This window comes from Pseudoflavonifractor phocaeensis (genome assembly GCF_038439875.1).
GTDB lineage: Bacteria > Bacillota > Clostridia > Oscillospirales > Oscillospiraceae > Vermiculatibacterium.
The window spans coordinates 272742-287687 of record NZ_JBCDMT010000005.1; the positions used below are offsets into that span (position 1 = coordinate 272742).

Sequence of the window (14946 nt, forward strand, 5' to 3'; positions counted from 1 at the left end):
GCCGGGTCGGGCCGTAAAGAAACCGTTAAACCTCCGGCAGGGCCCGCCCCGCTTTACAAACCCGCCGGACGGTGCTATGCTGGATTCAGCCCGTCCACCGGACGGGACTCAAAAAAATCACAGGAGGGAATGTGACATGAAAGCACCGTGGAAGCAGGTCTTGAGCCTGGCGCTGTGCGGCGCCGTGCTCACCGGCGCGCTGGCCCTGGGGGCCGGGGCGGCGGACGCCGGCAGTTTTACCGACGCCAAAAGCGTCACTCACTGGCAGGCTGTGGCAACCCTGGCCAAGCTGGACGTCATTAGCGGCAAGGAAGACGGCTCCTTCGATCCCGGCGGGGCGGTGACCCGGGCCGAGGCGGCCAAAATGGCGGCCCTGCTGGTCACCGGCGGCGAGACGCCCTGGACCGACCCGGATTTTCTGCCCTCCCTCGGCGCCGGGTCCAGCTACCCCGATATCGCCGGCCACTGGGCCCAGCCCTATATCGAATACGCCACCGTCCTGGGCCTGTTCTCCGGCCGGGAGGACGGCTCCTTTGACCCCGACGGCCTGGTCACCGGGTCGGAGCTGGCCAGGGTAGTCCTGGTGGGCCTGGGCTACGACAGCGAGGTCTGGGGCCTCGTCGGCCCCGACTGGGAGATCAACACCAACGCCTTCGCCAACGCCCCGGAGGCCAACCTCTTCGCCGGGCTGGACGCCGCCGACCCCAGTCTGCCCTATAACCGGGAAAACACCGCCCAGCTCCTCTACAACGCCCTGGGGGCCACGGTGATGGAAAAGACCCGGGACGGCGTCCTCTCCACCGGAGAGGTCACCTACAAGTATGTTCTGGCCACTGACGGGGCGGGGGCCCCGGTCACGCTGCTGCAAAGCCGCTTCCATCTGGATGCAGTCACCGATCTTCCCGCCCAGCCCGTCTGAGGGCGGGGACGCAAAACAGCGGGGACAGGCAAACTTGCCTGTCCCCGCTGTTTTGTTATCTCTACCCGTCCTCCAGCAGCCGGTAGCCGATGCCCAGCTCGGTGACGATATACTTGGGTTCGGAGGGATTCTCCCCCAGCTTACGGCGGATGTTGGCCATATTGACCCGCAGGATTTGGTTTCCCCCCGCCACATAGGGCCCCCAGACCTGCTTGAGGATAAAGTCGTAGGTGAGCACCTTCCCGGCGTGGAGGCAGAGCAGCTCCATGAGCTTGAATTCGTTCTGGGTCAGGTGAACCTCCTGATCCCCCACAAAAACCTGGTGGCTGGCGGTGTCCACCACCAGATCCTTCACCTGGTAGCGCTCCTTTTTCTCCCCCTGGGCCGCGTCCCGGACCCGCTGGGCGTGGCGGAGGGTGGTGCGGATCCGGGCCAGCACCTCGGGGACCCCGAAGGGCTTGACGATATAGTCGTCCGCCCCCATGTCCAGGGCCTTCACCTTCTCGCTCTCCCGGTCCCGGGCGGAGAGGATGATGACAGGGGTATCCTTCTGGGGGTCGGCGGCCACCTGCTCCAGCACCTCCAGCCCGTCCATGTCGGGCAGGCCCAGATCCAGCAGGACCAGATCCGGCCGGTGGGAGAAAAAGAGGGTGAGGGCCTCTTTCCCCGTGACGGCGGGGAGGGCCCGGTACCCGGCGGAGGCCATGGCCCGGCAGATAAAGTTGCTGATGGTGCGCTCGTCCTCCACCACCAGGATCAACGGCTGTTCCATCACGCTGTCTCCTCCTCTTCCAGGGGCAGTCCGAAGCGGAACAGCGCGCCCCCCTGGGGCAGGTTTTCCGCCTCAAAAAATCCGCCGTGGGCGGTGATGATGCTCCGGCACACTGAAAGGCCGATGCCCATGCCCCGGGAGGCGTCCCCCGACGTGGCGGCGGAGAGGGGGCGGCCCGTCCGCACCGCCTCCAGCGCCTCGGGGGAGAGGCCCCTGCCCCGGTCGGTCACCTCGGTCACCGCCCAGTTCTCCCGGCGGAAAAGCCCCAGGGTGATCCCCTCCGGCGCTCCCGAGTGGCGCACGGCGTTTTCCAGCAGGTTGAAGATGACCTGCCGGATGAGCAGGGGGTCCATGGGCACCAGCAGCACATCCTCCGGCAGCGCCAGGGCCACCCGGGCCTCGGGAAACCGGCGGCGGATCTTCTGCACCGCGTCCCCCGCCACCTCCTCCAGCACCTCACTCTGCTTTTTGATCTGGGCCCCCTCCCCCTGGATGCGGGTCACGGAGAGAAGGTTCTCCACCATGGTGATAAGGGCGTCCGCGTCGCTTTTGATGTCGGAGAGGAGGGACACATCCCGCTCCGGCCGCCCCTCTTCCTCCAGCAGCACCGCCGCCGCCCCGGAGATGGCGGTGAGAGGGGTACGCAGGTCGTGGGACACCGCCCGGAGGATGTTGCCCCGGATGGTCTCCCGCTCCTTTTCCAGCTGGATGGCGGTCTTTTCCCGGTCCAGCCGCTCGTTGAGCTCGAAGAGGGCCTTGGCGTTGCGCTCCCGCTCCACCGCCTCCGCCGCCTGGATCTTCAGCCGGGTGGTGAGGGTGCACACCACCAGCGACACGGCCACCATGCTCAGCATAGCCACCGGGTAACCCGCCAGATCCAGGGTAAATGTGGCAAAGGGGTACATGAAGTAATAGTTGAGGAAAAATCCCGCCACCAGGGAGGCCGCCACGGCATAGGTGTACCCTGTGGTGAAAATGGAGATGAGGACCACCGCCAGCACATACACCAGGGCGGAGTTGTTCTCCACGCCGGTGTGCTGAAGGAGGAGCCAGCTCCCCAGGGAGGCCGCCGCCAGCAGCGCCACGGTGACGGCCCCGTCCCGCAAGATCCGGGGGAGGGCCCTCAGAACCGAACGCCCCCTGGCCCGCAGATTGCCCATGGTGTCCGCCGCCCTTTCCGTCAGGCCCGGCCCTTACCGCCGGACAAAGTCCAAAATCAGCTCCGCCGTGGCCTCGATGCCCTTCCGGGAGGAGTTGATGCACAGGTCGTAGGTCTCCGCCGCGCTCCACTTCCGGTCGGTGTGGAAGGTGTAGTAGGCGCCCCGGGTCTTGTCCATCCGGCGCATCTTCTCCTCCGCCTCCTTGGGGGTGACCCCGTCCCGCTGGCACACCCGCTCCACCCGCTTGTCCCAGTCTGCGGAGATATACACCCGCAGAAGGCCGGGCTTATCCCGCAGCAGGTAGTCGGCGCACCGGCCCACGATGACGCAGCTGCCCTTCTCGGCCACGGAGAGCACCGCCTCCCGCTGGGCCTTGGCGGCCAGCTGCTCCACCGTCACCCCGTGGGCGCCGGAGAGGAGGTTCTGCTGTCCCATGACCAGGGAGTAAAAGAAGCTGTTGGTCGGCTTTTCGTCATAGCTCTCCAAGAACTGATGGCTCAGGCCGCTCTCCTTGGCGGCCACCGCCAGCAACTCCTTGTCGTAATAAGGGATGCCCAGGGCCTGGGCCACCCTTTTGCCGACCTCCCGGCCTCCGCTGCCAAACTGGCGGCCAATCGTGATATAATAGGTCCCTTCCATCTCAGTCACACTCCTTTTTTTCGTCCAGCCGGCCCCAGACCCGGGCCAGCAAAACAACGGCTACTATCCATGATACCACATCCGCGGCCGGAGCGGAATAGAGAGCACCCTCCACGCCCCAAATTTTTGGCAAAAAGATGGCCAGAGGCACGCTCAGCACGAACTCCCGCAGCAGGGACAGGGCCATGGCCTGCACCGGCTTGCCCAGGGATTGAAGAAAAATACTCGCCGCCTTCTGGATACAGCACAGGGGGATGGCGGCGAGAAAAATTCGAAAAGCCTTCACCGCGAACTCGTTATAGAGCCCGCTCTCGCTGCCAAAGAGGGCGGTGATCTGAAGAGGGAATACCTGGAAACAAAAGAGGGAGAAAAACCCTACCGCCGCCTCGGCGGCCAGCATGATCTTGAGGATCTCCCTCACCCGGCCGGTCTGTCCGGCGCCGTAATTATACCCCACCAAGGGCTGGCAGCCGGCGGCGACCCCCACCACCACGGATACCACGATCTGAAACATTTTCATAACGATGCCCACCACCGTCAGTGGGATGTCAGAGCCGTATTTGGACTGGGCGCCGTAAAACACCAGCACGTTGTTCATAACGGCCATGATGACCACGATGGACACCTGGGTAATGAAGCTGCTCACCCCCAGAGGGAGAAATTTTTTCAGCAGGCGGCCGCTGGGCCGGAAGCTGTCCCCCCTCAGCCGGAAGGTCCGGGCGTGGGCGAGATACCACACCGCCAGCAGGGCCGTGACGATCTGGCCCAGGATGGTGGCCAGGGCGGCCCCCATCATGCCCCACCCCAGCACGAAGATGGCCACGGGGTCCAGAATCACGTTGATGATACACCCTGCCAGGGTGGAGAGCATGGCGAATTTAGGCGCCCCATCGGCCCTGATGACGGAATTCATGGCGTTTCCGAACATAAAGAAGGGAAGTCCGGGGAGAAGGAAGGCAAAATACTCCCTGGCATAGGAGACATTGGCCTCGGTGGCTCCGAAGGCCCCCAGGATGGGCTCCCGGAAGAGGGCGAAGAGGAGGGTGAGCCCCACCCCGCACAGCACGGTGACGGTGACGGCGCTCCCCACGCTCCGATGGGCGCTCTCGGTGTCCCCCTGGCCCTGGCAGAGGGAGAGATAAGCGGCGCAGCCGTCCCCCACAAAGAGTGCCAGGGCCAAGGTGATGACGGTAATGGGGAAGACCACGTTGGTGGCCCCGTTGCCCAGATAGCCCACCCCGCGGCCGATAAAGATCTGATCCACGATATTGTAAAGTGCGGACACCAGCAGGGACAGGATGCAGGGGATGGAAAACCGGAGCATGAGCCGCCCCACCGGGGTCCGGGCCAGCTCTTGATTCACGGTTTCGTTCATATCAAACACCTCCAAAATAAAAAACAGTATGGCTGCGGCTCTCCCGTGAAACGGCCTTCACAGAAAAGTTACAACCATACTGTTTTCTTATAGTTTAGTATACCACAGCTCTCCCGGGCGGTGTGCCCAAAAACAGCGGGGAAAAATCCCCCTCTTCCGAGGGCATTTCCAACAAAAAAGGAGCGGCCGCCAAAAGGCGGCCGCTCCCCGGTCCTGCGCTGGTTTCCGTCTCAGCCCTTCTGGGTGCAGTACTTGAAGAAGACCTGGCCGGTGGGCTTGTAGTACAAGCCCTGGATGTTGTCGTTGAGCATGAACTTGTAGGTGTAGAAGTAGATGGGGGCCAGCACCCAATCCTGCCCGATGAGGATGTCCTCCGCCCTGTGCATGGCGGCGGCGCGCTCCGCGGGGTCGGAGGTGGACTTGGCCTGCTTGATGGCCTCGTCAAACTCGGCGCTGGAATACTGGGCGTCGTTGTTGCCGCCGCCGGTGACCCACATGTCCAGGAAGGTGATGGGGTCGTTGTAGTCGGCGTTCCAGCCGTTGCGGGCGACCTGGTAGTTGCCCTGCTTACGGTTGTCCAGGAATACGTTCCAGTCCTGGTTTTCCAGCTTCACGTTGACGTTCAGGACGTCCTTCCACTGCTGCTGAAGGGCCTCGCCGATCTTCTTGTGGTTGTCGCTGGTGTTGTAGATATAGGTGATGGTGGGCAGGCCCTCGCCGTTGGGATAGCCGGCGTCGGCCAGAAGCTGGCGGGCCTGCTCGCAGTTCTTCTGATACTGCTCGTCGGTGGTGGGGGCGGTCCAGTAGTCGCCGCCCTCGGCCCGGAAGTCGGTGGTGGTGCCGCTGACGGTCACGCCGGCGGGCACGTAGCCGGTGGCGGGCACCTGACCGGTCTGGGTGATGTTGTCCACGATATACTGGCTGTTGATGGCCAGGGTGAAGGCCTGACGGACCAGGGGGTTATCGAAGGGGGCCTTCTCCACGTTGTAGGAGGCGTAGTAGATGCTGATCTGGGGAACGATGTTCAGCCGGCCCTCGTTCATGAGGGTGGGGATCTCGTCCACGGGCATATCCATGATATAGTCCAGGTCACCGGCGTTGAAGGCGGTGAGCATGGCGTTGTTGTTGTCCATCAGCTTGAAGGTGATGGTGTCGGGGCCAAGCTCCTCCACGCCGTAGTACTCAGGATTCTGCTCCATGACGATCTCGGCGTTGTGCTCCCACTTGGCGAGCTTGTAGGCGCCGTTGGAGATATAGGTCTCGGGGCTCTGGGTCCACTGGTCGCCGTTGGCCTCGATCACGTCCTGGCGGACGGGATAGGTGGAGGGATAGGCGCACATCTCCAGGAAATAGGGGCAGTCATAGGTCAGGTCGATCTGCAGGGTCTTGTCGTCCAGAGCCTTGATGCCCAGGGTGTCCAGGGGGGCGAAGCTGGCGGCTTCCACGCCGTTGGCCAGCTCGGTGGCGGTGAGAGGCACGCCGTTCTCGTTCAGGCCGCCGTTGACGCCGTCATAGCCCACGACCATGTCGATCATGTAGCAGTAGTCGGCAATGGTCTCGGGGTTGGCCAGGCGCTGCCAGGCGTAGACGAAGTCGCCGGCGGTGACGTCCTTGCCGTCGGACCACTTGATATCGTCCCGCAGGTGGAAGATATAGGTGGTGGTGCCGTCGTCGTTGACGGTCTTCTCAAAGCCAGTGATCTGGCCGTTTTCCAGACCGGCCAGGTTGGCATTCTCGGTGCCCTCCACGGCCTCGCCGCTGTCCTTCCAGGTCATCAGACCCTCGAACATGTGCTGGATCATGACGTTGCCGTCGGAGGCGGTGTTCTTGGCGGGATCCAGGCTCTCGGGCTCGGAGGCGATGTTGACGTTCATGTTGAACGCCTCGCCGGCGACCGCCTTGGATTCCTCAGCGGGGGCCTGGGAGGGAGTGGGCTTTTCGCCGCCGCAGCCGGCCAGGAGAGACAGGCTCATAGCGGAGACGAGGGCAAGAGAGACAAGTTTCTTCATGCAATGGAACCTCCATTTCGTATTTGTATCGCGTTCGCCCCGGAGGGGCCGGATACACATAGGATCATCATATCATGTCCAGAGGACATGATATGGGGCTTTTTGCCGCTGAAAGCGGCAAACCAGGTTCTTTGCGCCTTTGTGCGGCATTCTCGTGATTGCCGGCGCACCGTTATTGTATCATGGGACAGGGGTCCTGTAAAGAAAATTGTTTCAAAAGTGTTAAATCCAGGGCAGGATCGTCCCAAAAGCAGGCCTTGCCGTTTACTTATCCAGCAGGTGGCAGGCGGCCCAGTGGCCAGGCTCGTGTTCCAGGAAGGCCGGGGTCTCCTCCCGGCAGCGGTCGGTGGCGTAGGGGCAGCGGGTGTGGAACCGGCAGCCAGTGGGCGGATTCATGGGGGAGGGGATGTCCCCCTCCAGCACGATGCGCTGGCGGGTGCGGCTCACCTCCGGGTCGGGAACCGGCACGGCGGAGAGGAGGGTCTGGGTGTAGGGGTGGAGGGGGTTCTTGTTGAGCTCGTAGCTCTCGGCCAGCTCCACCAGGGAGCCCAGGTACATGACGCCGATGCGGTTGGAGATATGGCGCACCACGGAGATGTCGTGGGCGATGAAGAGATAGGTCAGCCCCAGCTCGGCCTGCATGTCCTCCAGCATATTCACCACCTGAGACTGGATGGACACGTCCAGGGCGGAGATGGGCTCGTCACAGACGATGAATTCCGGCTCCACCGCCAGGGCCCGGGCAATGCCCACCCGCTGCTGCTGGCCGCCGGAGAACTCGTGGGGGAAGCGGTTGGCGTGCTCGGTGTTCAGCCCCACCCGGCCCAGCAGTTCCTTGATGCGGGCGGTGCGGGCGGCCTTGCTGTCCGCCAGGTGGTGGATGTCGATGGCCTCGCCGATGATGTCGCCCACCGTCATCCGGGGGTCCAGGGAGGCGGCGGGGTCCTGGAAGATGATCTGCATCTTCCGCCGCAGGGGGAACATGTCCACCTCTTTGGCCTTGGCCACGTTCTTTTTCACCAGGACGGTGCGGGAATGCTCCTGGCCCTCCGAATCCTTTTCCATAACGGTCTGGGCGTCAAAGGGGTACTCGTGCTGATAGATGGTCTTTCCATCATAGATGATCTGGCCGGAGGTGGGCTCGTGGAGCCGGAGGATGGTCCGGCCCAGGGTGGTCTTGCCGCAGCCCGACTCTCCCACCAGACCCAGGGTCTCCCCCTTGTTGATGAAGAGGGAGACGTTCTCCACGGCCTGGACGCCGGGGCCCTTCATGCCCTTGACGGGAAAGTATTTCGTGAGGTTCTTGACCTCCAGAAGCTTCTCAGCCATTCTCGGCGCCCCCTTTCTGCTCCAGGGCTTCCTGCACCCTCAGCCAGCAGGCGGAGCGGTGGCCTTCGCCCACCTCCACATAGGGAGGCATTTTCTGAAGGCAGATCTTCATGCAGTGCTCGCACCGGGGGGCGAAGGGGCAGCCCTCGGGGGGATTGAGCATGTCCACGGGGGTGCCCTCGATGGGGATGAGCCGCTCGTGGCTCTCGGCGTCCACCCGGGGCATGGACCGGAGGAGGCCCTCGGTGTAGGGGTGGGCGGGGGAGTAGAAGATGTCGTCCACCGGGCCCTGCTCCACCATCTTGCCGGCGTACATGACGCAGACCTTGTCGCAGATCTCGGCCACCACGCCCAGGTTGTGGGTAATGAAGATGATGCCCATGTGGGTCTTGGCCTGGAGGGACTTCATCAGTTCCAGGATCTGGGCCTGGATGGTCACGTCCAGGGCGGTGGTGGGCTCGTCGGCGATGAGGAGCTTGGGGTGGCAGATGAGGCCCATGGCAATCATCACCCGCTGGCGCATGCCGCCGGAGAGCTCGTGGGGGTACTGCTTCATCCGCTGCTGGACGTTGTTGATGCCCACCATGGTGAGCATGTCCATGGCCCGCTTGGCGGCCTCCTCCTTGGGGATGGACCTGTCGTGGGCCCGGAGGGCCTCGATAAGCTGGTTTCCGATGGTATAGACGGGGTTGAGGCTGGTCATGGGGTTCTGGAAGATCATGGCCGCCCGGCTGCCCCGGAAGGCCGTCATCTCCTTCTTGTCCTTGGCCAGCACGTCCTCCCCCTCAAAGGTGATGGAGCCGCCGATGACCTTGCCGGGGGATTGGAGGAGGCCCATGATGGAGTAGGCCTCCACGCTCTTGCCCGAGCCGGACTCGCCCACGATGCCCATGACCTCGTCCTCGTCCAGGGTATAGGTGATTCCGCCCACCGCCTTGACTTCGCCCGCGGGGGTAAAGAAGGAGACGTGCAGGTCGTTCACTTCCAAAAGGTGTTCATATTCGCTCATTGGTCTTGTCTCCTCCTTTCTTATTTCTTCAGCTTGGGGTCAAGGGCGTCCCGCAGGCCGTCGCCCACCAGGTTCAGGCACAGGATGGTGACGCTCAGCAGGGCGGCGGGGATGAGCAGCCGCTCCGGGTAGGTGTACATGCCGCCCAGGGCGTCGGAGCACATGGAGCCCAGGCTGGTCATGGGGGTGTCCACGCCCACGCCCAGGAAGGAGAGGAAGCTCTCCAGGAAGATGGCGGACGGGATCTGCAGGAAGGTGGTGGTGACGATCTGTCCCACGCAGTTGGGGAGCAGGTGGCGCTTGATGATGCGCCCCTGCTTGGCGCCCAGGGCCCGGGCGGCGGTGACGTACTCCTGCTGCTTGAGCTGGAGGATCTGCCCCCGGATGATGCGGGACATGGTCACCCAATAGAGCAGGCCGAAGGCGATGAACATGGCGATGATGTTGGCCCCCAGCACGTTCAGCAGGCTGGCAAAGGCCCCCGTGTGGGTGCTGACGTAGTCGTTGAGGGAGGCCCGCAGCACCGTGGACATGAGGAGGATGACCAGCACCTCGGGCACCGACTGGATGACCTCCACGATCCGCTGCATCACCGCGTCCACCATCCCGCCGCAGTAGCCGGAGATGGAGCCGTAGAGGGCGCCGATGCACAGCACCAGCAGGGCGGCGCAGATGCCCACCAGCATGGAGACCCGGGCGCCCATCATGACCCGGACCATGATGTCACGGCCGAAGCCGTCGGTGCCGAAAATGTGGGGGAAGACATTCTCCCCGGCGGCCTTCCGCTCCAGCTCGGCCCGGGAATAGCCGAAGGGCTTGTACTTGATGCCCAACTCCTGAATCACCGTCTCCCGGTCCCCGGCGGCCTTGGCCTTGGCCCGGATCTGGGCGATCTGGATGGGGGTGAGGGTCCTGCCCTCGGCCTCGGCTTCCGCCTTGGCCTGCTCCACCGCCTGCTCCGGGGTGACCATGGCCGCCTCGATGGCCAGCTGGTCCTCCAGGGAGTAGTGCCAGGGGTGGAGGTTCTCCGCCCCGGAGTTGAACTCATCGTAGCCGTAGGGCACCACCACGGGGCCCACGAAGGCAAAGAGCACGATGCACACCAGGATCACCAGGGCCACCATGGCCACGGTGTTCTTGCGCATCCGCCGCCAGGCGTCCTTCCAATAGGAGGTGGCGGGGCGGTCCTGGATGAAGTTCTCCTTCTCCTGGTTGGTTGCGGGGGCAAAGTCCGCGCCGGTAAGGCCGCCGAAGTCGAAGGCCTCCTCATTGAGATGGAGGGAGAAGGGCTTTCGGAGGGGTTTCTTCTCTGCCATATCAGCCATTCTCCTTTCCAAGGTTGATGCGGGGATCCACCACTTTGTAGAGCAGGTCCACCAGCAGGTTCATCAGGATGACGAAGGCGGCCAGGAAGATGGTGGTCCCCATGATGACCGGGTAGTCCCGGGCGGTGATGGACTGGACGAAATACCGGCCCAGGCCGGGGATGGTGAACACCGTCTCCACCACGAAGCCGCCGCAGAGGGTAAAGGCGATCTGGGGGCCCAGGTAGGTGAGGACGGGGATAAGGGCGTTACGAAGCGCGTGCTTCAAAACGATGCGGGGGGTGGCCAGGCCCTTGGCCCGGGCGGTCTTGATGTACTCCTGGTTCAGCGCGTCCAGCATGGAGGTTCTGGTCTGCCGGGCGATGTAGCACATGGGATAAAGCCCCAGGGCCCCGCAGGGCAGCACGTAGGACTGCCATAGCTCCGCGTCAAAGAGGGTTGGGAAGGGCTTGCCCGCCCCGCACAGCAGCAGGAGCAGTAAGGTGGCCACCACGAAGGAGGGCATGGAGATGCCCACGGTGCACACCACCCGGAGGGCGGAGTCCGCCGCCTTGCCCCGGTTGTAGGCCGAGACACAGCCCAGCAGCACGCCCACCACCACCGCCCAGCTCAGGGCGATGGCGCCGATCTTGGCGGAGGTGGGGAACATGGTGGTGATGATGTCGATGACCGGACGGCCCTTACCCAGCTTCACCGACTCGCCCAGGTCGCCCTTGAGCAGGTTGCCCATGTAGATGCCGTACTGCTCAATTTTAGGCCTGTCCAGGCCGTACTTGGCGGTGATGGCCGCCACCACGGAGGGCGGGGGGGATTTTTCTCCGATGTACGGATTGCCGGGAACGGCTTTCATCAGAAAGAAGGTGAGCGAGGCCACCACGAAGACCGTGACGAGAGCCATGAGCACACGCTTCAAAATGTATTTTGCCATTTTGTCACTCCCTAAGATTCACTTTGCGGGAATGACAAGGTTTCCTGCCTTCCCGCGCCAAACGGTTCGTTTATTTTATCGCATAGAGGCTGTCCCGTCAAGGATTTCCCGGCCTCAAAATTATTCCTGGCTTCGTTATTCTTGACATTTGTCCGCCCGCCACGGACAATCGTTCCGCAAGTTGTCCGCCCCATACCGTCATTTTTCTCCATTTTGTCCGTCATATAAAGACAAATGCAGGCGGTAAAAATCCCGCCTGCATTTGCGTCTCCCGCCTGTTTCCGACCCGCTCAGTCGAAGGCCAGGCCCATATAACAGTTGGTGTCCGCCCCCCAGGCCTCCTGTTTGGCCCGGTCATACCACTTCATCATGGCAAAGGGCTGGATATAGCTCCCCGGCAGGCCGGTCCAGGGGGCTGGCGTGCGGAAGTGGTAGCGGACGGCCGGCAGCGCCTTGGCAATCTGGGCCGCGGCGTGGGCCATGGCTTCGGGGGCGATGATGAGCTCCTTCACCAGCACGGTCTCCTCATTGAGGTACTCGGCGGCGGCGCAGCCCTGGACCCCGGCGGCGGAGATCAGGTAGATGTCCGCCCCCTCCATCCGGGAGAGCCCCTTCTGGTACTCCACCAGCTCATCGGCGCAGGCCAGGTGGGGGATCCCCCGCAGGAGCCCACAGCGCAGGGCGTTGTACTCCGCCGGGGCGGCGGGGGAGATGGAGTCCCCCTCTCCGGCCTTGGGCAGCTTTTGGCGCAGGAACTCCACCTTCCGGGTGGAAAAGCACTCGTGAAAGCCCACGGTGCCGAAAAACCGGTGGAGGCTGGGCTCGGCGGGGACGGTGGAGATGCAGTCCGCCCCACCCTGCCGGGCGTAGTGGTCGGCGTAGTTGAGGAGCTGGCGGCCGTAGCCCTTCAGCCGGGCCTCCGGCGCGGTGGCCAGGGCGTAGATATAGGACATGCGGGCGGGCTCCCCGTCCCGGTTGGAAAAGGTCATGGGCAGGAGGGCCAGCATGGTCATGGGCACCCCGTCCTCCGCCAGCAGCACCATCCGCTCAGGGGTATAGAGCCGCTCAAAAAAGAAGTCGATATAGCTGTCTTCATCCCCAAAGGCCAGCTTCCAAAGCTCTTTGAGCCGGGGGACCTCCTCCCGCCGGGAGGCGCGCAGTTCCACCATGCAGGTCACTTCCTTTCAAGAACATCACAGGCGGTTCTATATTTAAGGTAGGGGCGCGGCTTCATTTCCGCGCCGCGCTGTGTTTTTCCACCATCCGGTCGGGGTAGTAGGACTCCTTGGCCCTCCGCAGGCCCTCGATGCCCATGTCGTCCTCCCGGTTGAGGTATTTGATCTCGGGGTGCTTTTCCCGCACCCGGCGGGCAAAGCACTGGTTGATCATGGCGAAGGCCCCCTGGAGCTCCCCGTAGGCCTTCTCGAAGTGGACGTCAAAGGTGTCGGAGGACAGCACGTCCCCCATGCAGAAGGCCACCACCTCGCCGTAGACCCGGAGGACGCCGCCCTCCAGCTTCAGCTCTTGGAAGTGGTCGGCGGCCAGGAGAAGGGCCTTTTTCTCGTTGGTCATGTCCTGGGCCTCTTCCGCCCCTTCCCGCTCCCGGCTGCGGCGGTCCCACTCGGCGTCCATCTCGATGCACTCGGCCAGGGCGCCGGGGGTCATGTCCTCGTAGGTCCAGGTGGGGTTGTTCTCCTGGAAGCGCTTGCAGTGGTTGCGCTTGGAGTGGAGCTTCCGCCCGCCCAGGTCGGCCAGCTTGTCGATCTCGTAGAGGTAGTCGAAGCCGTCCCGGTCGGCGGTGACGGCAAACTGTCCGGGGCGGAGGGCCTCCAGCTCCTCCACCTGCCGGGGGGTGAGGCACACCAGGCGGAAGGGCTCTCCCCGGTCCTGGGCGTCCCGCTCCAGCTGGGCCAGGACACCATCCAGGTCCCCGGACCCGGCGGGCCACAGGTAGCCGTAGCCCAGGGCGCCCCGAACCCGGGCGGCCAGGAACCCGTCCACGTCGGCAATTTGCTGGTCGTAGGCGGGGGCCCAGGCAAAGAGGTTGGTAAAGCTGTACTCGCAGCCCCGGTAATTCCCCTTGGCCAGACGGGCGTCCACCCAGGCTTTATCGGCGGGGAGGGGGGTATGAAATTCGATCATAAAATGAATTAGCTCCTTACTTTTCGCTGAGTTCTTCCAACGTGCCCTTCTCATAACGAAGCCGCTTGACCTCGTTGCGGGTGCCCTTGACGATCTCGTCCATCCGCAGCCCCTCGTGGATGCCGGAGACGAAGGTGTAGGCCACCCCGTGGCGCTTGGCCCGGCCGGTGCGGCCGATGCGGTGGACGTAGTACTCATTCTCGTCGGGCACGTCGTAGTTGAACACGGCGTCCACGTCGTCGATGTCCAGGCCCCGGGCGGCCACGTCGGTGGCCACAAGCACCTGGAGCCGGCCCTGGCGGAATTTGCCCAGGGTCTTTTCCCGGGTCACCTGCTGGATGTCGCCGTGGATGGCCTCGCAGGTGACGCCCCCCATGCGCAGAAGCCCGGTGAGCCGGTCGGTCATGTTCTTGGTGTTGCAGAAGGCGATGGCCCGCTCGTAGCCCCCATGGGCCAGGAGTTGGAGCATCAGCTCTGCCTTGGCCCCCCGGTCCACCTCGATGCGGTACTGGTCGATGTCCGGCTTGTTGTCCAGGTCGGCCTGGACGGTGATCTCCACGGGGTCGCGCTGGTAGACCCAGGAGATGTCCATGACTTCCCGGGAAATGGTGGCGGAGAACATGCCGATGTTCTTCCGGGACTTGATCTGGTCCAGGATGTGGGTCACGTCCCGGATAAAGCCCATGTCCAGCATCCGGTCGGCCTCGTCCAGCACCACGGTCTCCACGTGGTCCAGGCGGACGGTGCGCCGCTTCATGTGGTCCATCAGCCGCCCCGGCGTGGCCACCACGATCTGGGGGTGCTTCTTTAATTGGGTGATCTGCTTGTCGATGGGCTGGCCGCCGTAGAGGCAGACGGTGCGCACGCCCTCCTTGAAGGCGCACAGGTCCCGGATCTCCTCCTGGATCTGGATGGCCAGCTCCCGGGTGGGGGCCAGCACCAGAGAGGTGACGTCGGTCCCCTCGGGGTCGGTGTGCTCCACCATGGGGATGCCGAAGGCGAAGGTCTTGCCCGTGCCCGTGGGGGCCTTGGCGATGACGTCCTTCCACTCCATAAAGTAGGGGATGGCCCCGGCCTGGACCGGGGTGGCCTGGACGTAGCCCTTCTTGTCCACCGCCTTCAATATTTCCGCCGATAAGCCCAGCTCATCGTAGCGTTTGATTTCGTTTACCTGTTCACCATTGATTTCCATATGGGCACAAACCCTTTCTGACAGCGTTTTTCGCCTTACAGTGTAGCATACTCCGTTCCCCGACGCAAGGGTAGTCCCTCCGGCCGCACATTTCTTTTTCATCATTTTGGTAATGTGACCACAATGTAACCGAAGAAAGTTATTCTA

General features: G+C 63.5%; 13 protein-coding genes. 1 reads left to right on the top strand and 12 read right to left on the bottom strand.

The genetic code is table 11. The features are described 5' to 3' along the window. The first annotated feature begins 136 nt into the window (after nucleotides 1-136). Nucleotides 137-919 (top strand): S-layer homology domain-containing protein, encoded by a 783-nt coding sequence (locus AAEU42_RS10995; RefSeq protein ID WP_342233599.1) that lies wholly within the window; start codon nucleotides 137-139, stop codon nucleotides 917-919. Nucleotides 920-980: 61 nt separating this feature from the next. On the opposite strand, the gene AAEU42_RS11000 is transcribed toward AAEU42_RS10995, so the two are convergent. From AAEU42_RS11000 to AAEU42_RS11055, 12 genes are all read right to left on the bottom strand, one after another. After that, complete coding sequence (locus AAEU42_RS11000; RefSeq protein WP_342233600.1) at nucleotides 981-1691, bottom strand: response regulator transcription factor; 711 nt, start codon at nucleotides 1689-1691, stop codon at nucleotides 981-983. Next, nucleotides 1691-2851, bottom strand: coding sequence for a sensor histidine kinase (locus tag AAEU42_RS11005; RefSeq protein WP_342233601.1), 1161 nt, complete (start codon nucleotides 2849-2851; stop codon nucleotides 1691-1693). The genes AAEU42_RS11000 and AAEU42_RS11005 overlap by 1 nt, the downstream gene beginning before the upstream one ends. 33 nt (nucleotides 2852-2884) lie before the next feature. Further along, nucleotides 2885-3490 carry a cytidylate kinase-like family protein gene (locus tag AAEU42_RS11010; RefSeq protein ID WP_342233602.1) on the bottom strand — a complete coding sequence of 202 codons (606 nt, stop codon included), beginning with the start codon at nucleotides 3488-3490 and terminating at the stop codon, nucleotides 2885-2887. A gap of 1 nt (nucleotide 3491) precedes the next feature. Then, on the bottom strand, nucleotides 3492-4865 hold the full coding sequence (locus AAEU42_RS11015) for an MATE family efflux transporter (RefSeq protein WP_342233603.1): 1374 nt from the start codon (nucleotides 4863-4865) through the stop codon (nucleotides 3492-3494). A 230-nt stretch (nucleotides 4866-5095) separates the two neighbouring features. Then, the gene (locus tag AAEU42_RS11020) at nucleotides 5096-6874 is read right to left on the bottom strand and encodes a peptide ABC transporter substrate-binding protein (protein WP_342233604.1); all 1779 of its coding nucleotides are present in this window, start codon (nucleotides 6872-6874) and stop codon (nucleotides 5096-5098) included. 264 nt (nucleotides 6875-7138) lie between these two features. Then, entirely contained in the window at nucleotides 7139-8203 is a 1065-nt protein-coding gene (locus AAEU42_RS11025) for an ABC transporter ATP-binding protein (protein ID WP_342233605.1), read from the bottom strand. Beyond that, the gene (locus AAEU42_RS11030; RefSeq protein WP_342233606.1) at nucleotides 8196-9212 is read right to left on the bottom strand and encodes an ABC transporter ATP-binding protein; all 1017 of its coding nucleotides are present in this window, start codon (nucleotides 9210-9212) and stop codon (nucleotides 8196-8198) included. The genes AAEU42_RS11025 and AAEU42_RS11030 overlap by 8 nt, the downstream gene beginning before the upstream one ends. Nucleotides 9213-9232: 20 nt before the next feature. After that, entirely contained in the window at nucleotides 9233-10528 is a 1296-nt protein-coding gene (locus AAEU42_RS11035; protein WP_342233607.1) for an ABC transporter permease, read from the bottom strand. 1 nt (nucleotide 10529) lies between these two features. Next, the gene (locus AAEU42_RS11040) at nucleotides 10530-11465 is read right to left on the bottom strand and encodes an ABC transporter permease (RefSeq protein ID WP_342233608.1); all 936 of its coding nucleotides are present in this window, start codon (nucleotides 11463-11465) and stop codon (nucleotides 10530-10532) included. Nucleotides 11466-11755: 290 nt separating this feature from the next. Further along, on the bottom strand, nucleotides 11756-12634 hold the full coding sequence (locus tag AAEU42_RS11045; RefSeq protein ID WP_342233609.1) for a GNAT family N-acetyltransferase: 879 nt from the start codon (nucleotides 12632-12634) through the stop codon (nucleotides 11756-11758). A 61-nt stretch (nucleotides 12635-12695) separates the two neighbouring features. Further along, a complete protein-coding gene (locus tag AAEU42_RS11050; protein ID WP_342233610.1) occupies nucleotides 12696-13607 on the bottom strand; it encodes a DUF2156 domain-containing protein in 912 nt (303 codons plus the stop codon). Between the two features lie 16 nt (nucleotides 13608-13623). Continuing rightward, nucleotides 13624-14799 carry a DEAD/DEAH box helicase gene (locus tag AAEU42_RS11055; RefSeq protein ID WP_342233611.1) on the bottom strand — a complete coding sequence of 392 codons (1176 nt, stop codon included), beginning with the start codon at nucleotides 14797-14799 and terminating at the stop codon, nucleotides 13624-13626. Nucleotides 14800-14946: the final 147 nt, after the last annotated feature.

What these genes read in the sequence shown, in the direction of transcription:
- AAEU42_RS10995 (WP_342233599.1), top strand. Translation starts at nt 137, where the DNA reads ATGAAAGCACCGTGGAAGCAGGTCTTGAGCCTGGCGCTGTGCGGCGCC.
- AAEU42_RS11000 (WP_342233600.1), bottom strand. Translation starts at nt 1,691, where the DNA reads ATGGAACAGCCGTTGATCCTGGTGGTGGAGGACGAGCGCACCATCAGC.
- AAEU42_RS11005 (WP_342233601.1), bottom strand. Translation starts at nt 2,851, where the DNA reads ATGGGCAATCTGCGGGCCAGGGGGCGTTCGGTTCTGAGGGCCCTCCCC.
- AAEU42_RS11010 (WP_342233602.1), bottom strand. Translation starts at nt 3,490, where the DNA reads ATGGAAGGGACCTATTATATCACGATTGGCCGCCAGTTTGGCAGCGGA.
- AAEU42_RS11015 (WP_342233603.1), bottom strand. Translation starts at nt 4,865, where the DNA reads ATGAACGAAACCGTGAATCAAGAGCTGGCCCGGACCCCGGTGGGGCGG.
- AAEU42_RS11020 (WP_342233604.1), bottom strand. Translation starts at nt 6,874, where the DNA reads ATGAAGAAACTTGTCTCTCTTGCCCTCGTCTCCGCTATGAGCCTGTCT.
- AAEU42_RS11025 (WP_342233605.1), bottom strand. Translation starts at nt 8,203, where the DNA reads ATGGCTGAGAAGCTTCTGGAGGTCAAGAACCTCACGAAATACTTTCCC.
- AAEU42_RS11030 (WP_342233606.1), bottom strand. Translation starts at nt 9,212, where the DNA reads ATGAGCGAATATGAACACCTTTTGGAAGTGAACGACCTGCACGTCTCC.
- AAEU42_RS11035 (WP_342233607.1), bottom strand. Translation starts at nt 10,528, where the DNA reads ATGGCAGAGAAGAAACCCCTCCGAAAGCCCTTCTCCCTCCATCTCAAT.
- AAEU42_RS11040 (WP_342233608.1), bottom strand. Translation starts at nt 11,465, where the DNA reads ATGGCAAAATACATTTTGAAGCGTGTGCTCATGGCTCTCGTCACGGTC.
- AAEU42_RS11045 (WP_342233609.1), bottom strand. Translation starts at nt 12,634, where the DNA reads ATGGTGGAACTGCGCGCCTCCCGGCGGGAGGAGGTCCCCCGGCTCAAA.
- AAEU42_RS11050 (WP_342233610.1), bottom strand. Translation starts at nt 13,607, where the DNA reads ATGATCGAATTTCATACCCCCCTCCCCGCCGATAAAGCCTGGGTGGAC.
- AAEU42_RS11055 (WP_342233611.1), bottom strand. Translation starts at nt 14,799, where the DNA reads ATGGAAATCAATGGTGAACAGGTAAACGAAATCAAACGCTACGATGAG.